This is a genomic window from Terrabacter sp. BE26, assembly GCF_041941675.1.
Taxonomy (GTDB): Bacteria; Actinomycetota; Actinomycetes; order Actinomycetales; family Dermatophilaceae; genus Terrabacter.
Genome location: NZ_CP090122.1, coordinates 3,716,170 through 3,736,424, shown reverse-complemented (window position 1 = coordinate 3,736,424; position 20,255 = coordinate 3,716,170). Strand labels below are relative to the sequence as shown.

The 20,255-nt window shown below is 69.6% G+C and carries 14 protein-coding genes and 1 pseudogene; 4 read left to right on the top strand and 11 right to left on the bottom strand.

Going from position 1 to position 20,255, the window contains the following annotated elements; all coding sequences use genetic code 11:
- Nucleotides 1-50: 50 nt before the first annotated feature.
- From LQK93_RS17005 to LQK93_RS16995, 3 genes and pseudogenes are all read left to right on the top strand, one after another.
- Nucleotides 51-326, top strand: a pseudogene (locus LQK93_RS17005) (DUF6518 family protein); the annotation flags it as partial.
- Nucleotides 236-706: a DUF6518 family protein gene (locus LQK93_RS17000; RefSeq protein WP_374971535.1), complete on the top strand. Its 471-nt coding sequence runs from the start codon at nucleotides 236-238 to the stop codon at nucleotides 704-706. The pseudogene LQK93_RS17005 and the gene LQK93_RS17000, both read left to right, overlap by 91 nt.
- 274 nt (nucleotides 707-980) lie before the next feature.
- Complete coding sequence (locus LQK93_RS16995; protein WP_374968943.1) at nucleotides 981-1,526, top strand: AAA family ATPase; 546 nt, start codon at nucleotides 981-983, stop codon at nucleotides 1,524-1,526.
- A gap of 17 nt (nucleotides 1,527-1,543) precedes the next feature.
- On the opposite strand, the gene LQK93_RS16990 is transcribed toward LQK93_RS16995, so the two are convergent.
- The 6 genes from LQK93_RS16990 to rpsA form a co-directional block, all read right to left on the bottom strand.
- Nucleotides 1,544-2,425, bottom strand: a complete 882-nt coding sequence (locus LQK93_RS16990) for a glycerophosphodiester phosphodiesterase family protein (RefSeq protein ID WP_374968942.1) — start codon at nucleotides 2,423-2,425, stop codon at nucleotides 1,544-1,546.
- Between the two features lie 2 nt (nucleotides 2,426-2,427).
- Nucleotides 2,428-3,573: an ABC transporter ATP-binding protein gene (locus LQK93_RS16985; protein ID WP_374968941.1), complete on the bottom strand. Its 1,146-nt coding sequence runs from the start codon at nucleotides 3,571-3,573 to the stop codon at nucleotides 2,428-2,430.
- Between the two features lie 170 nt (nucleotides 3,574-3,743).
- Entirely contained in the window at nucleotides 3,744-5,045 is a 1,302-nt protein-coding gene (locus tag LQK93_RS16980; protein WP_374968940.1) for an ABC transporter substrate-binding protein, read from the bottom strand.
- 69 nt (nucleotides 5,046-5,114) lie between these two features.
- Nucleotides 5,115-6,068 (bottom strand): carbohydrate ABC transporter permease, encoded by a 954-nt coding sequence (locus LQK93_RS16975; RefSeq protein ID WP_374968939.1) that lies wholly within the window; start codon nucleotides 6,066-6,068, stop codon nucleotides 5,115-5,117.
- Nucleotides 6,065-7,015: a carbohydrate ABC transporter permease gene (locus LQK93_RS16970; protein ID WP_374971534.1), complete on the bottom strand. Its 951-nt coding sequence runs from the start codon at nucleotides 7,013-7,015 to the stop codon at nucleotides 6,065-6,067. Before LQK93_RS16970 ends, LQK93_RS16975 begins: the two co-directional genes overlap by 4 nt.
- Before the next feature lie 213 nt (nucleotides 7,016-7,228).
- The gene (gene rpsA, locus LQK93_RS16965; protein ID WP_374968938.1) at nucleotides 7,229-8,740 is read right to left on the bottom strand and encodes a 30S ribosomal protein S1; all 1,512 of its coding nucleotides are present in this window, start codon (nucleotides 8,738-8,740) and stop codon (nucleotides 7,229-7,231) included.
- 170 nt (nucleotides 8,741-8,910) lie between these two features.
- Here rpsA and LQK93_RS16960 point away from each other — a divergent pair, with 170 nt between their 5' ends.
- Nucleotides 8,911-9,720: a class I SAM-dependent methyltransferase gene (locus LQK93_RS16960; protein ID WP_374968937.1), complete on the top strand. Its 810-nt coding sequence runs from the start codon at nucleotides 8,911-8,913 to the stop codon at nucleotides 9,718-9,720.
- Nucleotides 9,721-9,840: 120 nt separating this feature from the next.
- Here LQK93_RS16960 and LQK93_RS16955 read toward each other — a convergent pair whose 3' ends face one another.
- From LQK93_RS16955 to LQK93_RS16935, 5 genes are all read right to left on the bottom strand, one after another.
- Entirely contained in the window at nucleotides 9,841-12,558 is a 2,718-nt protein-coding gene (locus tag LQK93_RS16955) for a hypothetical protein (RefSeq protein WP_374968936.1), read from the bottom strand.
- Nucleotides 12,555-13,154 (bottom strand): hypothetical protein, encoded by a 600-nt coding sequence (locus tag LQK93_RS16950; RefSeq protein WP_374968935.1) that lies wholly within the window; start codon nucleotides 13,152-13,154, stop codon nucleotides 12,555-12,557. The genes LQK93_RS16955 and LQK93_RS16950 overlap by 4 nt, the downstream gene beginning before the upstream one ends.
- A 164-nt stretch (nucleotides 13,155-13,318) precedes the next feature.
- Entirely contained in the window at nucleotides 13,319-16,453 is a 3,135-nt protein-coding gene (locus LQK93_RS16945; protein ID WP_374968934.1) for an efflux RND transporter permease subunit, read from the bottom strand.
- Nucleotides 16,454-16,504: 51 nt separating this feature from the next.
- Nucleotides 16,505-16,960, bottom strand: coding sequence for a hypothetical protein (locus tag LQK93_RS16940; RefSeq protein WP_374968933.1), 456 nt, complete (start codon nucleotides 16,958-16,960; stop codon nucleotides 16,505-16,507).
- Between the two features lie 28 nt (nucleotides 16,961-16,988).
- The gene (locus LQK93_RS16935) at nucleotides 16,989-20,138 is read right to left on the bottom strand and encodes an efflux RND transporter permease subunit (RefSeq protein WP_374968932.1); all 3,150 of its coding nucleotides are present in this window, start codon (nucleotides 20,136-20,138) and stop codon (nucleotides 16,989-16,991) included.
- Nucleotides 20,139-20,255 lie beyond the last annotated feature (117 nt).

Genomic DNA, 20,255 nt, shown 5'->3' with positions numbered 1-20,255 from the left:
CGTTCGGGTCTTCCTCCTGCCCGGGACCGGCCTCGCGACTCAAGGACCGCATGGGGCCGAACGCGGCGCAACGAGGTTCCATCTCCGGCGAAGGTAAGGTTGTGAAAATGGCTGAACGCCCCGTTTTGTCCGCCCTGGCCGTCGTCGGCGCCAGCCTGCTGCTCGGCGGCCTGACCTCGTGGGCCCAAGGCGTGCTGCCGGACGCGCTGGCGTCGTTCGCCAACTCACCGTCCGGTTGGACCGTGCTGACCGCTCTCGTTGTTGCCGCGGCGCGACCGACGCTGGCCTGGGGCGCGGCGCTCGGGGCGGCCTCGTTTGTGAGCCTGGTGCTGGGCTACACGATCGCCTCCGAGTTGCGCGGGCTCACCTACAACCCGGTGCTCTGGAGGTCGTCGCCGTCATCGCCGGCCCGTTCGTCGGCACCGCGGCTGCCGCGGTCGCCAGAGGCCACACCGTCCAGGTCGCGCTCGGCGCGGGCGCCCTCGCGGGTGTGCTGGTCGCCGACGGGATCTATGGGCTGACCGTCGTCAGCGGCAGCACCAGTCCTGTCTACTGGAGCTTGTGCCTGGTAGCCGGCGCAGTACTGATCGGGGTCACCGCCCTGCGACTCCGCACTCCTGCTGCCGCGGCACGCGTGATAGCCAGCGCCGTCGCGGCCACCGGCATCCTGACACTCGGGTACAGCATGCTCAACGCGGTGTCTTGAGCCCACAGCTGCCCCCGGCCCAGTCGTGTCAGGGTCGCTCGCCAGCCACGCCTTCGCTTCGCCGCGATATGAGCCGCTGGCACGCTCCGGAGCGCTGACGGGCAGGCCGTATCCAGAGCACTCGGCGCCTCTACGGTCGGCAGATGGACGTCCGACCCTGCCGCTCCGAGGACGGCTTCCCTCATCGAACGGTGCCGCGGGCCGGTCGTGCGAAGCGCAGGCTTCGCCGACTGCGCCCCACCGATTCGTGATTCCGCCTGGTTACGGTCTTCCCATGTCGCGCTTGGTGGTGATCAACGGAGCTCCTGGCTCCGGCAAGTCAACGATGTCGACTGGCCTTGCTCAGGACGAACCCCTGACGCTGGCCCTCGACATCGACATGATCAAGCACGCCCTGGGGCGATGGGATCATGACCCGTCGTCGTCCGGCCTTCACGCCAGACGCCTCAGTCTCGTGCTAGCCCGTGAGCAGCTGGATAGCGGCTTGAATGTGGTCGTGGCGCAGTACCTCGCCAGCACGACATTCATCGAGGACCTGGAACACCTCGCTGACGAATGCGGCGCTGCCTTCCACGAGTTCGTGCTCGACCTCGATGCCGTTGCTCTCGCGGAGCGCCTCATCCGGCGTGCGACAGATCCCGACCGCCCGGAACACGAGGTCAACAACCGTCACGTCGGGCCGGAGGACGCCGAGACGCTCGTCCAGTCGCTCCAAGACCTTCGGACGAGCCGACCCCGAGCCATTTGGGTCGACGCACGAGGCTCCAGGGACGCGACACTCAGCATCTTGCGCTCTCATCTCGGGGCGTCTCGATCCTGACGTGAGGTGGGTCCGGCTCAGGCCGGGGTTGGCGAGAGCAGAGCCACTGCACGGTCGGGGTAGTCCGAGACGAGCCCGTCCACCCCGGCCTCGATGAGCCTCACCATCCGGTCCGGCTCGTTGACCGTCCACGGCAGCACGGACAGGCCCGCGGCGTGGGCGTGCGCGACGAAGGCTTCGTCGACCATGGCGTGGTCGGGCGAGACCACCTGGGCGCCGACGGCCAACGCGCCCTCACACAGGTCGACGTGCGACTCGCCCACACGGACGCTGCCGGTGAGCGGGCTGCCCGGGACCCAAGTCAAGGAGGACTCCACGAGCGCTGAGCGGAGGACGTCGGGCGCCAGCTCGGCCGACAGCTCCAGGACCGCCCAGTCGAACGAGTGGACGAAGCACTGCCGCTGGACCTCGGCCTCGTGGACGCTGGCCAGCACCCCTTCGAGGAGCCGGCGTCGCCCGCCCGCCTCCCCGACGTCGAGCGGGTTGACCTTCAGCTCGATCGTCCACCACACGTCCGGCGCGTGCTCGCGACCGTGCGCCAGCACCTCGTCGAGCGTGCAGATGCGGGCGCCCTCCGAGGGGCGCTGGTCGGGGAAGGCGGCCAGCGTGCGGCTCCCCACGTCCACCGTGCGCAGCTGCTCCAGGGTCAGGTCGGCCACGCGGGCACCGACGAAGTCGGGACCGGTCGAGACGCACTTCTCCGGCTGCAGCTGTGCGTCGTGCCACACCACGACCTCACCGTCGGCCGTGAGCCGGACGTCGAGCTCGACGCCCGTCACCCCGGCCTCGAAGGCAGCCGTGAAGCCGGCCAGGGTGCTCTCGACCACCAGGCCCCTGGCGCCGCGGTGGCCCTCGACGTCGAACCGGCCCGACGCCCAGGGACCGGGGCGTGCCGTCATCCTCAGGCCTCGATCCGCTCGCCGGACGCGGCGTCGAAGACGTGGACCTCGCCGTGGTTGGGCTGCACGTGAACGACGTCGCCCACCGTGAGGTGTGTGCGCTTGTCGAGGCGCACCGTGACGCGGTCGGCACCCTCGGCGGCGTCGACCGGTCGCCCGTAGACGAACGACTCGGCCCCGAGGGACTCGACGAGCTCGACGGCGAGTGCCAGCGACCCGTCGGTGGCACTTGTGCTGCTCGCGCCACGTGCGTCGTTGGAGCCGTCGGACCGCTGGTCGGGCGTCGGCACGACGTGCCAGGACTCGGGACGCAGCCCGACGACGACCTTCTCCCCCGCGCGACCGGCCACCCCGCGGTCGAGCGGGACGGGTACGCCGTGGACGTGCGCGACTCCCTCGCGCACCTCGGACTCGACCAGCGTGATCGCCGGGGAGCCGATGAAGGCCGCGACGAACGTGTTGACCGGGTGGTCGTAGAGGCGTTCCGGGGTGTCGACCTGCTGCAGCCTGCCGTCACGCAGCACGGCGACCCGGTGGCCCATCGTCATCGCCTCGACCTGGTCGTGGGTCACGTAGACGGTGGTGATGCCGAGGCGCCGCTGCAGCCCGGCGATCTGGGATCGCGTCGAGACGCGCAGCTTCGCGTCGAGGTTGGACAGCGGCTCGTCCATGCAGAAGACCTTGGGGTTGCGCACGATGGCGCGGCCCATGGCCACGCGCTGGCGCTGGCCGCCCGACATCTGGCCCGGCTTGCGGTCGAGCAGCTGCTCGAGCTCGAGGATCTTGGCCGCCTCGGCGACGCGTTGCTTCGTCTCGGCCTTGCTCACCTTGGCGTTGTCCAGCGCGAAGGCCATGTTCTGGGCGGCAGTCATGTTCGGGTAGAGCGCGTAGCTCTGGAACACCATGGCGATGTCGCGGTCGCGCGGTCGCACGCCCTTCTGGTCGTGGCCGTCGACGAGGATGCGGCCGCCGTCGACGGGCTCGAGACCGGCAAGCATGCGCAGCGTCGTCGACTTGCCGCAGCCCGAGGGGCCGACGAGGACGAGGAACTCCCCGTCGGCGATGTCGAGGGTTATGCCGTCGACCGCCGGGGCGTGGTCGTCCTTGGAGAACCGACGAGTCGCCTCGTCGAAGTACACGGTGGCCATGGATGCCCTTCGCTGTCGTGCCGTACGTGGTGTGGTCGTCCTAGGTGGGGCTGGAGCCGGGGAGGTGGGACGCGCAGCGAGCTCGCTCGCCTGCGTCCCACCTCATTCCGGACCGTCCGCGCACGTCCCGGGGAGGTGCGCGGACGGCATACGCCCGCGTCGAGGGCGCGTCAGGCGCCGAGCTTGCTCTTGATCTGCGAGTCGAACACCTGCTGGCTCTCCGCGTCGAGGGACTTGAAGACCGTCGCGACGTCCTGGCCGGCCACGACCTGGTCCAGGCCCTTGCCGATGCGGGCGCCCCCGCCCGGCAGCAGCACGCGCGCGTTGTCCTGGGACCGGGTCTTGGGCAGCTGCTCGATGGCCGTCCTCGCGTTGGGGTTCTTGTCGAGGAACGCCTTCTCCTCCGTCAGGGCGACGGCCGACTTGCGCACGGGCATGTAGCCGGTGGCCTGCGTGAACGTGACGGTGTTCTTGGCGTTGGTCAGGAACTCCATGAACTTCAGCGCGTTCTTCTTGCGCTCGTCCGAGATGCTGGCCGGGATGCCGACACCCGCGCCACCCGTCGGGCAGTTGCCCTCGCCCGGCAGGAACGCCGTGCCGACGGGGAACTTCGCGTCCTTGGCCACGCCGCCGAGCGATCCCGTCGACATCATGCTGCACGCGACGATGCCGGCCGTGAAGTCGGGGGCCGGGTCCTTCGACAGCTTCAGGAAGCCCTGCTTGGCGAGGTTCTGCAGGTAGGTGCCTGCCTTGACGGTGCCCGGGTCGGAGAAGGTGGGCGTCCACTCCTTGGAGTACGCGCCGCCGTAGCCCCACACCATGTTCTGGAACACCCAGTCGAGGTAGTTCGAGCCGTCGGGCAGCTCCATGACGATCTTGTCGGAGCCGGCCGCCGCCTTCAGCTTGGGAGCCCAGGTGAGGAACTCGTCCCAGTCCTTCGGTCCGCGGTCCTCCAGGCCGGCGGCCTTCCAGAGGTTCTTGTTGTAGTAGAAGAGCGGCGTGGACCGCGAGTACGGCAGGGCGTAGTGCTTGTCCTTGAGGTTGTAGTCGTTGTAGAGGGCGTCGACGTAGTCGGACGTCTCGACCTTGGCGGCCGACAGCAGGTCGTCGAGCGGCGCCAGCTGCTTGTTGAGGGCGAAGTTGAACCACGTGACGTCGGAGACCACGACGACGTCGGGCAGCTGGCCACCGGCGAGGGAGGCGTTGAACTTCTGCGCGACCTCCTCGTAGTTCTTGCCCGCGTCGACGAGCTTGACCTTCAGGCCGGGGTTGGCCGCCTCGAAGGCCTTGATGATCTCCTGCTCGACCGGCTTGCTGTTGCCGGGGTGGTTGCTCCAGAACTCGATGGTGTTGCTCGAGCCGCCCCCGTTGCCCGACGTCGCGGACGTGCCGGTGCCCGCGCAGGCGGACAGGCCGGCGATGCCGGCAGCCCCGGCGAGGCCGAGGAAGCCCCGGCGTGAGAACTCGTTCATTCGTGAGTGCCTTTCCCTGTGTGGTGATGGGAGTCGAAGGTGGGTGGAGAGGTCTGTCGGTGTGTTGCGTCAGCTCTTGACCGCACCCGCGGTCAGGCCCTTGATCATCTGGCGCTGCAGGAGGAGGAAGAGCACGAGGATCGGCAGCATGGCCAGGACGGTGCCGGCCATGACCGGGCCCCAGTTCGTGACGCCGTCGTTGTTCTGCAGGAAGGTGAGGCCGACCGGCAGGGGTGCGGTGGACTCGTCGTCGGACATCAGGAACGGCCAGAGGTACTCGTTCCACTCGTTGACGACCGTGATGAGCGAGAACGCCACGAGGGTCGGCCACGACATCGGCATGACGACGCGCCACAGCAGCTTCAGCGGGCCGGCGCCGTCCAGGCGCGCGGCCTCGATGATCTCGCCCGGCAGGTTGAGGAACTGGTTGCGCATGAGGAAGGTGCCGAAGGCGACGCCGGCCAGCGGGATGATGATGCCCTGGTAGGTGTTGCGCCACCCCCACTGCGCGACGAGCGCGTAGTTGCTGATGACGGTGATCTGGTTGGGCACCATCAGGGCGGCGATCACGACGAGGAAGACGACCGAGCGCCCCGGGAACCGGAGCAGCGACAGGGCATAGGCGCTGATGACACCCAGGACGATCTTCGCGATCGACGTGGCGAGGGTGATGATCACCGAGTTGCGGACGTAGTCGAAGAACGGGATCCGGGTGGTGAGCTCGCTGTAGTTCTGCCCGGTCGCGGGGTCCGGCCACCACTTCGCGGGCCGCACGTAGATGTCGCCGCGCTCCTTGAACGAGGTCACGAGGATCCAGAAGAGCGGGACTGCGACGACCAGCACGACCAGGGCCATGCCGACGTAGCCGGCCACGGTCCAGGCGGGCCCGCGGTGGTGGCTGGAGGCCTCCACGTTGTGGGCCTGTTGCCGGCGCGTGCGTCGCCCTGCCCCCATGCCGCCCGTGCGCTCCTCGTCGGTGCCACCGACGGGAACCGTGCCGCCGACCGTGGTGGACGTGCTCATGACTGCCTCCCCCTGTCCATGAAGCGCACCTGCACCACGGTGACGGCGAGCAGGATGACGAACATGACGGTGGCGACGGTGGCGCCGTAGCCGGCGCGCTGGTTGACGAACGTCTCCTGGTAGACCTGGTAGACGAGCGTGGCCGTGCCGTTGCCCTGCGGGCCACCACGGGTCATGACGTTGATGATGTCGAAGACCTGGACCGAGCTGAGCAGCACGGTGATCGACAGGAAGAAGGTCGTCGGGCGCAGCTGCGGCATCAGGACCCTGCGGAAGCGGGTCCAGGCGGACGCGCCGTCGATCTCGGCCGCCTCGTCGAGGTCGGCGCGGCGCCCCTGCAGGGCGGCGAGGTAGATGACGAAGGTGTAGCCGAGGTTCTTCCAGATGTAGGTGAAGGTCACCATGAAGAGCGCCCAGCCCGGCTGCTGGTAGAAGTCCGGCGACTGCACGCCGATGCGCGCCAGCAGGTCGTTGACCAGGCCGAAGCGTGGGTCGAAGACGAACTGGAAGGCGATGCCGATCGCTGCTCCGGAGATGACGAAGGGGGCGAAGACGACCGAGCGCACGAGGTTGCGACCCTTGAGCTTCTGGTCGAGCAGGAGGGCGAGCCCGAGGCCGAGCGCCATGGAGATGCCCACGGTCGCCACCGTGAACACGACGGTGTTGCGGACGATCACCTTGGTGTCGTCGCGCCCGAACCACTCGACGTAGTTGGCCAGGCCGACCGGGTTGGCGATGGGCGAGCTGATGTTCCAGTCCGTGAACGACAGCCGGATGTTGTCGAGCAGCGGGCGGTAGGTGAAGACGATGAGGAGCACCAGGTTCGGCAGGAGCAGCAGGGCCGCCAGCGACCACTCCCAGGCGCGGCCGCTCGAGCGCCGGGGAGGCGGGCCGACCGCTGGTGGAGGTCCGCCGGATCCCGGTGCGGCGCTGCGGGGTTCGGTCAGCGATGACTGCACCCGGCCAACCTAGCGGCGGCAATGCACGGAGTGCGGCTTTTGCGCGGCGTGCTTTCGACTCGAATCTGAACGTGCCGTGAATGCTGGCTGGGCGTCACTGTCACTCGACGGCGCCACGGGCGAGCGCCCGGGAGGCGCAGCAGAGCCCCGGACCCATCGGGTCCGGGGCTCTCCTCGGCGTTCAGCCCTGAGCGTGGGGGCTCAGTTGCCGGTCAGCTTCTCGCGAAGCGCGGCAAGCGCCTCGTCGGAAGCCAGGGTGCCCTCGGCGGGTGCCGGGGCGTTGCGCGGAGCGCGCTCGCCACGGTCGGACTCACCGGAGTCGGCCACGTCGCCCGTCGCGGACGAGTAGGACGTCGAGGAGCCCGCGTTGGCGGCAGCCTCGGCGTCGGCCTTCGTCGCGGCCTCGACCTGAGCCTTGTGGGACTCCCAGCGGGCGTGGGCCTCGGCGTACTGGCGCTCCCACTTCTCGCGCTGGGCCTCGAAGCCCTCGAGCCACTCGTTCGTCTCCGGGTCGAAGCCCTCGGGGTACTTGTAGTTGCCCTGCTCGTCGTACTCGGCAGCCATGCCGTAGAGGGTCGGGTCGAACTCCGACGCCGCGACGGCCTGGTCGTTGGCCTGCTTGAGCGACAGCGAGATGCGGCGGCGCTCGAGGTCGATGTCGATGACCTTGACGAAGATCTCGTCACCGACGTTGACGACCTGCTCCGGCAGCTCCACGTGGCGCTCGGCCAGCTCGGAGATGTGCACGAGGCCCTCGATGCCGTCCTCGACGCGCACGAACGCACCGAACGGGACGAGCTTGGTGACCTTGCCCGGGACGACCTGGCCGATGGCGTGGGTACGGGCGAAGTGCTGCCACGGGTCCTCCTGCGTCGCCTTCAGCGACAGGGAGACACGCTCACGGTCCATGTCGACGTCGAGCACCTCGACGGTGACCTCGGTGCCGACCTCGACGACCTCGGACGGGTGGTCGATGTGCTTCCAGGACAGCTCGGAGACGTGGACGAGACCGTCGACGCCGCCGAGGTCCACGAACGCACCGAAGTTGACGATGGAGGAGACGACGCCCGAACGGACCTGGCCCTTCTGGAGCTCCTTGAGGAACGTCGTGCGCACCTCGGACTGCGTCTGCTCGAGCCAGGCACGGCGCGACAGGACCACGTTGTTGCGGTTCTTGTCGAGCTCGATGATCTTGGCCTCGATCTCCTTGCCGACGTACGGCTGGAGGTCGCGGACGCGACGCATCTCGACGAGCGAGGCGGGCAGGAAGCCGCGGAGGCCGATGTCGAGGATGAGACCACCCTTGACGACCTCGATGACGGTGCCGGTGACGACGCCGTCCTCCTCCTTGACCTTCTCGATCGTGCCCCAGGCGCGCTCGTACTGCGCACGCTTCTTGGACAGGATCAGACGGCCTTCCTTGTCCTCCTTCTGGAGGACGAGGGCCTCGACCTCGTCACCGACCTTGACGATCTCGCCCGGGTCGACGTCGTGCTTGATGGACAGCTCACGCGAGGGGATGACGCCCTCGGTCTTGTAGCCGATGTCGAGCAGGACCTCGTCCCGGTCGACCTTGACGATGCGACCCTCGACGATGTCGCCGTCGTTGAAGTCCTTGATGGTGGCGTCGATCGCCGCAAGGATGTCTTCCTGAGAGCCGATGTCGTTGATGGCGATCTCAGGCGCGGTCTTCTCGACCGTGTTGGCAGTCATGTAGTAGGAACTCCGATTGTGGACAGTTAGATTGGGGACCCCGCGGCTGCGGACCTGACGGCTCGAGCCCCGACGCCTTGTGGACGGGTTGAACGGTGTTCGTGCACACGGATGTGCCCGGCAATCCTATCCGCGCCCTTCGCACCCGGTCAAAAGAGATGACGTATGCCGTGAGCACGCCCAGCGAAGCCACCCGCCGCCCCGCTCCCCCTGCCGAGACGGCCACCGCGAACCGGAGGTGGTGGGACGCCGAGGCGACCTCCTACTACGTCGAGCACGGCCGCTTCCTCGGCGACACCGACTTCGTCTGGGGGCCCGAGCGGCTGCGGGAGGCCGACGCCCACCTGCTCGGTGACCCGCGTGGCCAGGTCGTCCTCGAGATCGGCGCCGGTTCGGGGCAGTGCTCGCGCTGGCTGGCAGCCCAGGGCGCGACCGTCGTCGCCACCGACCTGTCGGCGGGCATGGTCGCCACGGGCGTCGCCGTCAACGGCGCGCTCGACGCGGCGGCGCGCGTCCCGTTCGTCCAGTGCGACGGACGGTCGCTCCCCTTCGCCGACGCGTCCTTCGACTCGGTCTTCACGGCATACGGCGTCGTGCCGTTCGTCGCGGACTCGGACGTCGTGCTCACCGAGGTGGCCCGCGTGCTGCGCCCGGGCGGACGGTTCGTCTTCTCGACGACCCACCCGATCCGCTGGGCCTTCCCCGACGACCCGGGACCCGGTGGCCTCGAGGCCCGCCACTCGTACTTCGACCGCACTCCCTACGTCGAGCAGGACGAACAGGGTCGCGCCACCTACGTCGAGCACCACCGCACGCTGGGCGACCGGGTGCGCGAGATCGCCGCGGCCGGGCTCGTCCTCGTCGACCTCGTGGAGCCGGAGTGGCCCGAGGGCCACGAGGAGCCGTGGGGTGGGTGGTCGCCCCTTCGCGGCCGACTGATCCCCGGCACTGCGATCTTCGTCTGCCACAAGCCCAGCTGACCTGCTCAGAAAGGTCTGGCCGCCGCTGCGGGAGTCCCGGCCGCGTGCACCCGTGCCCGAGGACGACGACGGCCACGGACCGCTCGGGTCCGTGGCCGTCGTCTGGCCTTCGTCTACCTCTCAGAGGAAGCGACGCCGCAGCAGGACAGACCCTCCGGCGAGGCCGAACACGCCGGCTGCGGCTGCAGCACGCCCGAGGTTCGCCGAGCCCTGGCCGTCGACGCCCGCGAGCTCGAAGGAGTATGCCGTCGCACCCTCCGCCCCCGTGGGCGCGCCGTACGCCATGCCCTCCGCCTTCGCCCGCTGGGCACCGACCTCGATGAGCGCGTACTTCTCGCCGTAGTCGGCGGCCGTCGCCTTGCCGGCGGCGACGAGCTTCTTCGTGCCGTCGTCGGACAGCTGCTGCGCGCCGTCGCGCAGCCGGGGTGCTCCTGCCGCCGCGTCGGTGAGGCCTGCCGAGATCCGGCTGGCCCCCGAGGCGGCGTCGCCCAGGCCGTCTGCGAGCTGTCCCGCGCCGGTGCGGAGCTTGCCGGCCCCGTCGTCGAGCTGGCCCGCGCCTGCCGCGAGCCGACCGACTCCGGTGTCGAGCTGCCCCGCGCCCGTGGCGAGGTCGCCGGACCCCTTCGCGAGCTTCGAGGTCCCCTCCCCGAGGTCCTTGGCGCCCTTGGCCAGCTGGCCTGTGCCTGCCTTGAGCTGCGCGCTGCCGGAGGCCAGCGCCTTCGTGCCGTCGTTCAGCTGCGCAGCACCGTCCGAGAGCTGGCCGAGGCCGTCCAGGAGGTCCATGCCGCCGGCCGCGAGCTGGTCCACGCCTCCCTGCAGGGCGTGGACACCTCCTCGCAGCGTTCCGTCCTTGAGCTCGTCCGCGTCGCCGCCGATGTTCTTGATGACACCGTTGGTCAGTGCGTCGAACCCGGCGATGATGCCGGGCTGGTCTCCCACTCCGGCGAGCGCCTCCTTCAGCCCGGGCCTGGTCGGGTCACAGCTGGGGAGCGAGGCCGCGCTCAGTCCGCACTCGATCTTCGAGAGACCGGGGACCGCCCGCTCTAGGAGGCGACCCCGCAGGTAGGCCAGGCCCTGCTGCAGGGTGGCGTCGTCCGGGAGCGGAGCATCGAGCTCGGGACTGGTGTTTGCCGGGTCGGCGAGCCGGGCGCGACCCGCCCCGAGCTCCTTGGCCAGCTCGGCGAGGACGGCCTGGTGATACGGGTCGGCAGTGGGTGCCAGCGGCGGACGGATCCCACCTGTCGCGGCATAGCAGGGATCGGCTCCGGCCGCGGCACCGAGCCTGAGGTCGTTGACCACCTTCACAGCGCAGCCGAGCTGTTCGTAGGCGCTCTCCCCCTTGGTGCCGTAGACACCGGCCTCCATCTTGTCTATCCCGGGACCCGCGGCCTTGAGCTGCAGACGCAGCTGGTCCACGCCCCCGATCAGGGAGGAGCCGTCCGTGGTGCCTCCCAGACCGGCGAGCATGGCGGCGAGGCCCCCGCGGAGCCGAGCCACGTCCGGGCCTCCCACTGTCGACGACATCGTCGCCAGGCCCTTGTCGACCCTCTCCAGACCGCCCGCGACCTGCTTGAGGCCCGTCAGCAGTGCTGGGGCCTTGCTGCCGGCTTCGACCAGGCCGTCGGACAGCAGACCCGCCCCCGTGTTCAGGAGGCCGGCACCCTGCGCCAGCCGGCCCGCCCCGGCGTCGACCTGGGTGGCTCCGCCACTCAGCTTCTCGGCGCCGGCGTCGACCTGGTCGGCGCCGTCGGCGAGCTGCGTCGCACCGCCGGCCACCTGGGATGACCCGTCCTTGGCCGTCGCGGCCCCGGACCGGAGCTTCGCCGTGCCGTCCTTGAGCTGACCGGCGCCGCTCGCGAGCTCGCGAGAGCCCGGGAGCGCCTGTGCACCGAGGCCGGCGTCGAGCTTCTTCGCGCCGTCCCGCAGCTGGATCAGACCGGCGAGCAGGGTGCCGGCCCCGTCGCGGAGCTTGAGCAGGTTGGCGTCGATCTCCGTCGCGCCGGCCGCGAGGGTCCCGCCGGTGGTCGCACCGCTCTTGTAGCTGGCGGCGCCTCCCTTGAAGGACGGGCTGTCGAGCGGGCTGACGGGCAGTGCGGCGACGGTCGCCTTCGGCAGCGTGCCCTCGACGATGTCGGCCGTGTAGCCGAAGGTCGCCATCGGCGTCCCGATCGGCCCGAAGAGCGTCATCGTGAAGGTCAGCTTCGTGCCGCCGTGGCCGTCGCCGGCGAGGGCGGCCTCCTTGGAAGCGACGTTGGTGAAGGTGTCGGGCAGCGTGGTCGCCAACGAGCCCACCATCGGGATGACGACGCTCTGGGTGACCGAGCTGCTGCGCCCGGTGCCGTCGTCGAAGGTCACGACCTTCGGAAGGCCCGTGACGTTCTTGACCGTGTAGCGCACCTCGAGGTGGCCGCTGCGGCCCAGGACGTCCTCCGGTGCGATGGGCTTCCCGTCGAGCGTGTAGGTGGCCACGACCTCGAGGGGCAGCTTCCTGGTGAAGTCGCTGACGCTGCGCAGGCGCTGCTCACCGTCGACGTCGAAGCGGCCCACCATGGCACCGTCCTTGACGTCGAAACCGCTGAAGCTGTCGAGGTTGCGCAGGTTCTGCGTCTCCACGGGGTTGGCCAGCTCGACGGTGCCGTGGCCCTTCATGGCCACCTGCTCGTAGACCCGGGCGACGTCGACCTTGCCCGTGGCATCCAGGTAGGCCTGGACCGTCTCGGTGTTCGACACCTGCACGGACCCACCGGTGGCCGCGGCTGCGGGTGCCGCCGCGAGCATGAGGAGGGTGGGCATGGCCGCCAGTCCGGCGACGACGGTGGCGAGGGTTCGCTTGCTCACGAGGCTGCTCCGGTCACGAGGTCGTCGATGGTGGTGGAAGGGCGTGCGCTCGTGGCGGACTCGTCCGGCACGTCCGACGCCCGGCGCCGACGTGACCCCGACCGTGCCGGGGCACTCTGCGGCGCAAGGAGGTTCACGGCGAGGTAGCCGAGGCCGACGGCCAGCAGCACGGTCGTGGCGGCTGCCGGTGACTCGCTGAGGAACTGCGACGGCGCGTTGGTGTAGACCGACTCGTAGGACCCCACGATCGAGGCCGCACCGACCAGACCGCTCCAGAGCGGGAGACGCCCACCGGTCACCGCGGCGACGACAGCCACGAGGGCGACGACGAGAAAGGCCGCCACGGCGCGTCCAGCGGACGAGTCCGGCAGCCAGGCGGCGCGCATCGCGAACCCGAGCCAGGCGAGCAGGAACCCTGCCAGAAAGCCGGTCGGCTTCCCCCACGCGGGACGGTGCGGGACGAGGCCCAGCACCCCACCGAGAGCTGCGCCCAGCAGGGCGACGTGCTCGAGGTCGAGACCGAGAACGTTGCTCAGTCCGATGATGACCGCCGCGAAGACGGCGAGACACAGACCTGTGACCAGGCTTCTGACCATGTCCACCTCACAGTAAAAGCACCCGTCTCCGTCGACGGGTGCAAGTTACCGGTCAGTATGCAGACGAACCGGGTGCATGTCAGGCAAATACGGCAGATGCCGCGACTGTTGCCGAACCGTGACCTGGGAAGTCTCCGGAAAGGGTAGGCGGCGGCGCTGCCCCGTCAGTGAGCCGGTTCGGCCGCGAGAGCCGCCCGCTGCCTGCGGCTCTTGCCGAACGTCAGGTAGAGCACGGGAAGGAGGAAGAGGTTCAGCAGCGTCGCAGTGATCAGGCCACCGAGGATGACGAAAGCCATCGGGTACTCGATCTCCTGCCCCGCGACGTCGCCGGCGATGATCAGCGGCACGATCGCCAGACCGGCGGCCAGCGCTGTCATGAGAATCGGGGCCAGTCGCTCCTTCGCCCCACGGATCACCAGAGCAGGGCCGAAGACGTCACCCTCCTCGCGCTCGAGGTGCTGGAAATGGCTGATCATCATGATGCCGTTGCGGGCCACGATGCCAAGGACGGTGAAGAAGCCGACGAGCGAGCCGAGCGAGATCACGCCGCCGCTGGCCTTGGCCATCAGGACCCCACCGACGAGCGCCGACGGCAGGGCGACGAAGGCGAGGACGGCGAGGCGGACGCTGCGGAAGGCGAGCAGCAGCAGGACGAAGATCACGGCAGCGGCCACGGCTCCCCAACCGAGCAGCCGGGACTGGGCGGCCTGTCGCTCCAGGAACTCGCCGTGCTGCTCGGTGTAGTACTCGAGGGGCAGGTCGATGGCTTCCAGCTCCTTCTGCACCCCGGCCACCACGGCGCCGAGGTCCTGGGTGTCGACGTTGGCACCGATCGAGATCCGGCGCAGGCCGTTCTCGTGCTGGATGTTGCCCGGGGTCCCAGCGACCTTGACGTCGGCGACGTCCTTGAGACGAACCCGCCCACCGGCAGGGGTATCCAGCTCGAGGTTGCCGATGTCCGTGACGCTGCGCCGGACCTCCGGAGTGCTCCACACCTGGACGTCGTAGGCCCGGCCACCGCGGAAGATGTCGCCCACCTCCTCGCCGGCCAGGATGGTGGATGCCGCGCGCCTGACCTCACCGGGCTTGATGCCGTGGGCCTGGGCCTTGGCGAGGTCGACGGTCACCTCGATCTGAGGCACCTCGGGCTGCAGCTCGACATGCTCCTCGATGATCCCGGGAACCCGTCCCATGGCGGCGGCGATCTCGTCGGCCTTCTCGCGCAGCACCTTCAGGTCCTGGCCGTAGAGCCGCACGACGATGGCCTCCCCCTCGCCGGTCAGCACCTCTCGGATGCGCTCCTTGAGATAGGTCTGGACGTCTCGCCGAAGGCCCGGGTAGCCGTCGACGACGGATTGGACGTGGGCCAGCGTCTCCTCGTAGTCGGCCTCCGGGTCGATGCTGATCCAGTTCTCGCCGAACTCCGCCCCGACGACCTCGTCAGCAAGCAGGGCCTGTCCGATGTGCGCCCCGAAGTTGCGCACACCCGGGATCGCCTGCAGCTCGTGGGCGGCGGCCGTCGTGATCCGGGTCTCCTCCGGCAGGGAGGTCCCGGGCTTGGTCACCCAGTGCATGAGGAAGTCGCGCTCCTTGAAGTCCGGGAGCATCGACTGGGCCAGGGTCGGGTACACCACCACGCCGGAGGCGGCGACGAGGCCGGCCACGAGCATGGCCGGCCACGGGCGGCGGACCACGGGCGTGATGATGCGGGTGTAGCCCCGGTGCAGCACGCGTACGACCGGAGACGGCCGGGTGCCGAGTCGCCCGCGCGAGAACATGATCAGCGCCAGCGCCGGCGTGAGGACCATCGCCACGACGAGCGACACCAGCACCGCGAGCGCATAGGCCGTCGCGAGGGGCTTGAAGAAGGCGCCCGTGAGTCCTTCGAGGAAGAAGATCGGGAGGAGGGCGCACGCCTCGATGAGGCAGGCATACACGATCGCGCTGCGGACCTCCAGCGATGCGCGCAGCACCACCGAGGCCGTCGACGGCGGTTCGGGCATCGCCCGGGCGATGCGCAGCCGGCGCACGATGTTCTCCACGTCGACGATGGCGTCGTCCACGATCGCCCCGAGGGCGATGACGAAGCCGGCCAGCATCATCGTGTTCATCGTGACACCGCGCGACCCGAGGATCAGGATTGCCGTCAGCAGCGACACCGGGATCGTCACGACGCTGATGAGCGCTGCCCGCCAGTTGAGCAGGAAGAGCCCGATCAGCATGATGACCAGCAGACCCCCGAGCAGCAGGGACTGGGTCAGGTTGTCGATGGCCTCCTCCACGAAGGTCGCCGGGCGGAAGATGCTGGTGTCGACCTTGATGTCGGTCATGCCGGGCGCCAGCTCGGCCATCGCCTTCTCGACGCCCTCGGTCACGTCCAGGGTGTTGCCCCACGGCAGCTTCTCGACGATGAGCATCAGGCCCGGCCCGCCGTTGATCACCGCCTCGCCCACCAGGGGCTGATGGTCGTTGACCACCTTGGCGACGTCCTGGAGGCGCAGCACGCGTCCCGACTCCGGGTCCGAGACCACGACCTCGCCGAGGTCCTTGGCGCCGACGATCGGCAGCTTGTGGCGCACGGTGAGGCGCTGGTTGGGTGTCTCGACGAATCCGCCCTTGCCCACCACCGAGCTGTTCTTGTACTGCAACAACCCCGAGTCCAACGTCTGGGCGGTCGCCTCCATGACGTCCTCGAGCGTGACCCCGTTGCTCTTGAGCCGGTCCGGCTCCACCTGCACCTGGTACATGTCGAGGCGCTCACCCCAGATGGCCACGTTGGCCACTCCCGGCACTCGCAGCAACCGGCTGCGGATGTTCCAGTAGGACATCGTCGACAGGTCGATCGTCGAGACGGAGTCGGAGGAGAGCCCGATCTTCATGACGCGGCTGGTCGCCGAGAGCGGCTGCAGGATGAACGGTGGCGCCGCCCACGTCGGCAGGCTGGGCACCACGGTCTGCAGACGCTCGTTCGTCTGCTGCCGCGCGTCGATCAGGTCGGTGCCGCTCTCGAAGATGAGCTCGATGGACGAGAGCTGGGAGACCGACTTCGACCGTAGCGTCGTCAGGCCGGGGACGCCTTGGAGCGCCTGCTCGAGCGGGATGGTGACCAGCGCCTCGGTCTCCGCCGCAGACAGCCCCAGGCAGGGGGTCTGGATCTCCACCCGCGGCGGCGCGAACTCCGGGAAGACGTCGACCGGCATCTTCCCCACCTGGCCGGCGCCGAAGACCATCAGCGCACCGCCGACGGCGACCACGAGGAAGCGGAACTTCAGGCTTTGGGTGATGATCCAGCGGATCATGGTCTGGCCTCCCCGTCGGGAATGCGCCGTCGCCGGTGGCGGCGTGGTGGGTCAGTGTCCGGCGCCGAGACCCGTCTCGGCGCCGTAGAGCTCTGCAGCCGCGACCGTCACGACCTTCGTGCCGGCGACCGGGCCGGACGACAGTCGGGCGGTGTCGCCGAGGATGTCGACCACTACCACCGGCGAGGGCACGAAGACGTTGCCCTCCGGGTTGGTGTAGACGAACGTCTTCCCGTCAGGGGAGTACAGGATCGCTGCCGCCGGCACCCGGGTGCCGCCCTGAGGCGCTGACGTGGCGGGCTCCGTTCTGATCCCAAGCCTCTGAGCGGCCTTGGGGGTCAACGTGATTCGAGGCGGCTTGCCGTCCTGTGTGGCCACGCTGACCGGGCCGGCGCCGCCGCCGGACGCCTCTGCCGATGGCTCGCTGCAGCCGGAGACGAGGGCGAGGCCGGTCAGGCCGATGGTGAACGCCGCCGCGACACTGCGTCGGGGTGAAGGTGACCTCATGGCGAGCTCCTCTACGCGAGATCAGGGGTCAGGCACCGGGTGTGAGCGCGTCGGCCGTCGCCGACGGCCCGGCATCGTGAGGCGTCCGTGCTGGACGGGTGGGCGCGAAGCGCAGGAAGAGCGCCGGCAGCAGGAACAGTGCGACGAGCGCCGTGCTGAGCAGACCACCGACGAGCACGCCCGCCAGGGGCCTCAGGACCTCCAGACCGGCACGCGGTCCGAGTACGAGCAACGGCAGCAGGGCAAGGACGGTGGTGACGACCGTCGCCATCGTCGGGAGCACCCGCTCGCGGGTGGCCCGGCCGACCAGCTCTGCCCCGGTCAGGGCGCCCTCGCCCCGCAGCCGCTCGAGCGCCAGGAACAGCGCGATCATGGCCCGGACCGCGAGCGCCACCACACCGACCAGGCCCAGGACGCTCGACAGCGTGAGGACGCCCCCGCCCAGCCACGCCACCAGCAGACCGCCGGACAGGGAGAGCGGCAGGGCGAGCAGGCCGACCAGGGCCAGCCGCCAGCTTCCGAACGCCGACTGGAGCAGGAGGAAAACACCCAGCGCCGCAAAAGCACCGACGAGTGCGGCCGCGCGCTGGTCGGCGCGCTGCTGCGACACGTCCTGGAGCACCTCTGCGTGGTACTCGAGCGGGAAATCCACGCCCTGCAGCCGGTTCCGGACGTCGGCGAGCACGGCGTCCAGGTCACGGCCACTCACCTGCGCCGTGACGTCCACCCTGCGAGAGACGCCGTCATGGGTGATGGTGTTCGGCGTTGCCGCCACCTTCACGTCGGCCACGTCGCCCAGCCGGACGTGCCCATCGGCAGGCGTGTCGATCAGCAGGTTGCGCACGTCGGTGAGATTCTGGCGGGCCTCGGGCCGGCTCCAGACCACGACGTCGAAGACCTTGTTGTTGTCGAAGATGCTGCCGACCTGGATCCCGGCGAGCAAGGTGGTGGCGGCCCGCCGCACGTCACCCGGCTTCACCCCGTGGTTCTTGGCCTTCGCGAGGTCGACCTCGACGAGGATGGTGGGCTCGGCAGGGGCGGAGGACACCCGTCCGGCCTGGACGCCCTCGACGTCCGCGATGGCAGCGCGCACCTCTTCTGCCTTCTGCTGCAGCACGGTCAGGTCCTCGCCGTAGACGCGAACGGTGACCGGCGCAGCGTCGCTGGTCGCGATGGAGTCGACCCGCTGGTTCGAGTACGTGATCAGCTGGCGGTCCAGGCCCGGGTAGCCGGCTACCACGTCCTCGATCGCCTCGACGGTTCGGTCGTAGTCCGCCTCGGGCGAGATGCTGGCCCACACCATGCCGGCGTTCGCCCCCACCGCCTGGTCCGAGGTGACGGCGCGACCGAAGTGCGATCCGACGTTCACCACTCCCGGGACGCCTCGCAGCTCGTCGCTCACGCGTGCCCCGATGCGAGTCATCTCCGGCAGCGCAGTTCCCGGTGGGCCGTCCCAGCGGACCAGCACGTGCGGCTCCCGCAGGTCGGGCAGCAGCTTCTTGTCCAGCTGCGTCGGCACGGCGGCCACGGCCACCGCGGCGACGCCCAGCAGCCCGACGGCGAACAACGGCATCGGACGGCGGAGCATTGGCTGCAGTCTGCGGGCATGCTTCCGCTGCCACCAGCGGGCCAGGGCCGGCTCCGTCGACTTGTGCAGCAGCAGGACGCAGAGGACCGGCGTGATGGTGAGCGAGACGAGCGCCGAGACGAGCAGGGCCGCAGCCGCGGCCACCGCGGCACGCGGGTAGAAGGAGGCACCGGCCAGGTCGCCCAGCACGAACATCGGCACGAGCACCACCAGCACCGTCACGGTCCCGTACGTCATCGCTCGGCTCGACCGGATCGTGGCCCCCACCACGAGGGCCGCGAAGGAAGCACGCTGCGCCGGGTCCTCCACGGCATCCGGATCTCGCAGGGTGGCGGCCGAGGCCTCCACCGCGTCGTTGACGACGACGGCCACGGCCAGCAACAGGCCGGCCCACACCAGGACGCTGAGCGTCACTCCGGCCAGGCTCAGCAGCAGGGTCGCCGTCAGGTAGGACATCGTGATCGCCACGACGGCCACCACCACTCGCCGCCAGCTGAGCAGCAGCGCGCCGAGAGCCACGACGGCCAGGGCAGCACCCATGAGACCGGCGCTGCGGAGGTTGGCCATCGCGGTCTCGACGTACGTGGCGGGCCGGAAGACCGTGGTGTCGACCTCGAGCCCCTTCAGCCCGGGGGCCAGCGTGGCGAGCGCGTCCTCGACGGCTTCGGCAACCTCGAGGGTGTTGGCGCCGGGGACCTTCTCGACCACGAGGATGAACCCGTCACCTGTGGCGACGTTGGCCTGTCCGATCAGCGGTTGCGGCCCTTCGACGACAGAGGCGACGTCGCCCAGCTGCAGCGCGCCGGCAGCCTCCTCGACAACCACCCGCGCCAGTGCGGCGGCATCGCGGATCGGCATCATGTGCTGGACGCCGAGCCGCTGGTTCGCGGTGTCGATGAAGCCGCCGGTCCCCGGCGTCGAGGCCTCGAGGAAGCTGAGGGGTGAGACGAGCAGGGCGTTGCCCGTCGTGTGGATGACCTGTTCCAGGGTCACGCCCTTGGCACGCAGCTGTTCGGGCTGCACCTGGACCTGCACCTGGCGTTCGCGCTGTCCCCAGACCGCGACGTTCGCGACGCCAGGGATGCCGATCAGCTTGGGCCGGATGGTCCATCGGGCCAGCACGCCGATCTCCATCGGCGTCAGGGTCTTCGACGAGATGCCGATCATCGCGACCCGTCCGCTGGACGACACGGGCTGCATCATCAGTGGCGGCTGGGAGACGTTGGGCAGGGCGAACGCCTGGGTCATCCGCTCCTGGACCACCTGGCGCGCCTTGAGGGGGTCGGTGCCCGGCTCGAAGGTCAGCTCGATGCTGGACAGACCGGGGACCGACTCCGAGTGGATGTGTGCCAGCCAGGCCACCCCGTTGAGCAGGTCCTGCTCCATCGGGGAGGTGATGAGGTCCTCGACCTCCTGGGCCGACAGACCGAGCGCCTCGGTCTGGACCTGCACCGTCACCGGTGCGAACTCCGGAAGGACGTCCACCTCGGCCTGGGGCACGCGCCAGACGCCCAGCCCGATCAAGACGGCGGCCGCGACCAGCACGATCTTGGTGTTGTGGACACACGAACGAACCAGCCACCCAACCATGGCGGCACCCCATTCATCACCATCAGCTGGACGCCAACTCGATCCCCGTTGGCGTCATCCCATGATGTCGTCACCCATGGGGGGCTCAGGTGTTTTTCAGGAAACTCGCAGGGCGTG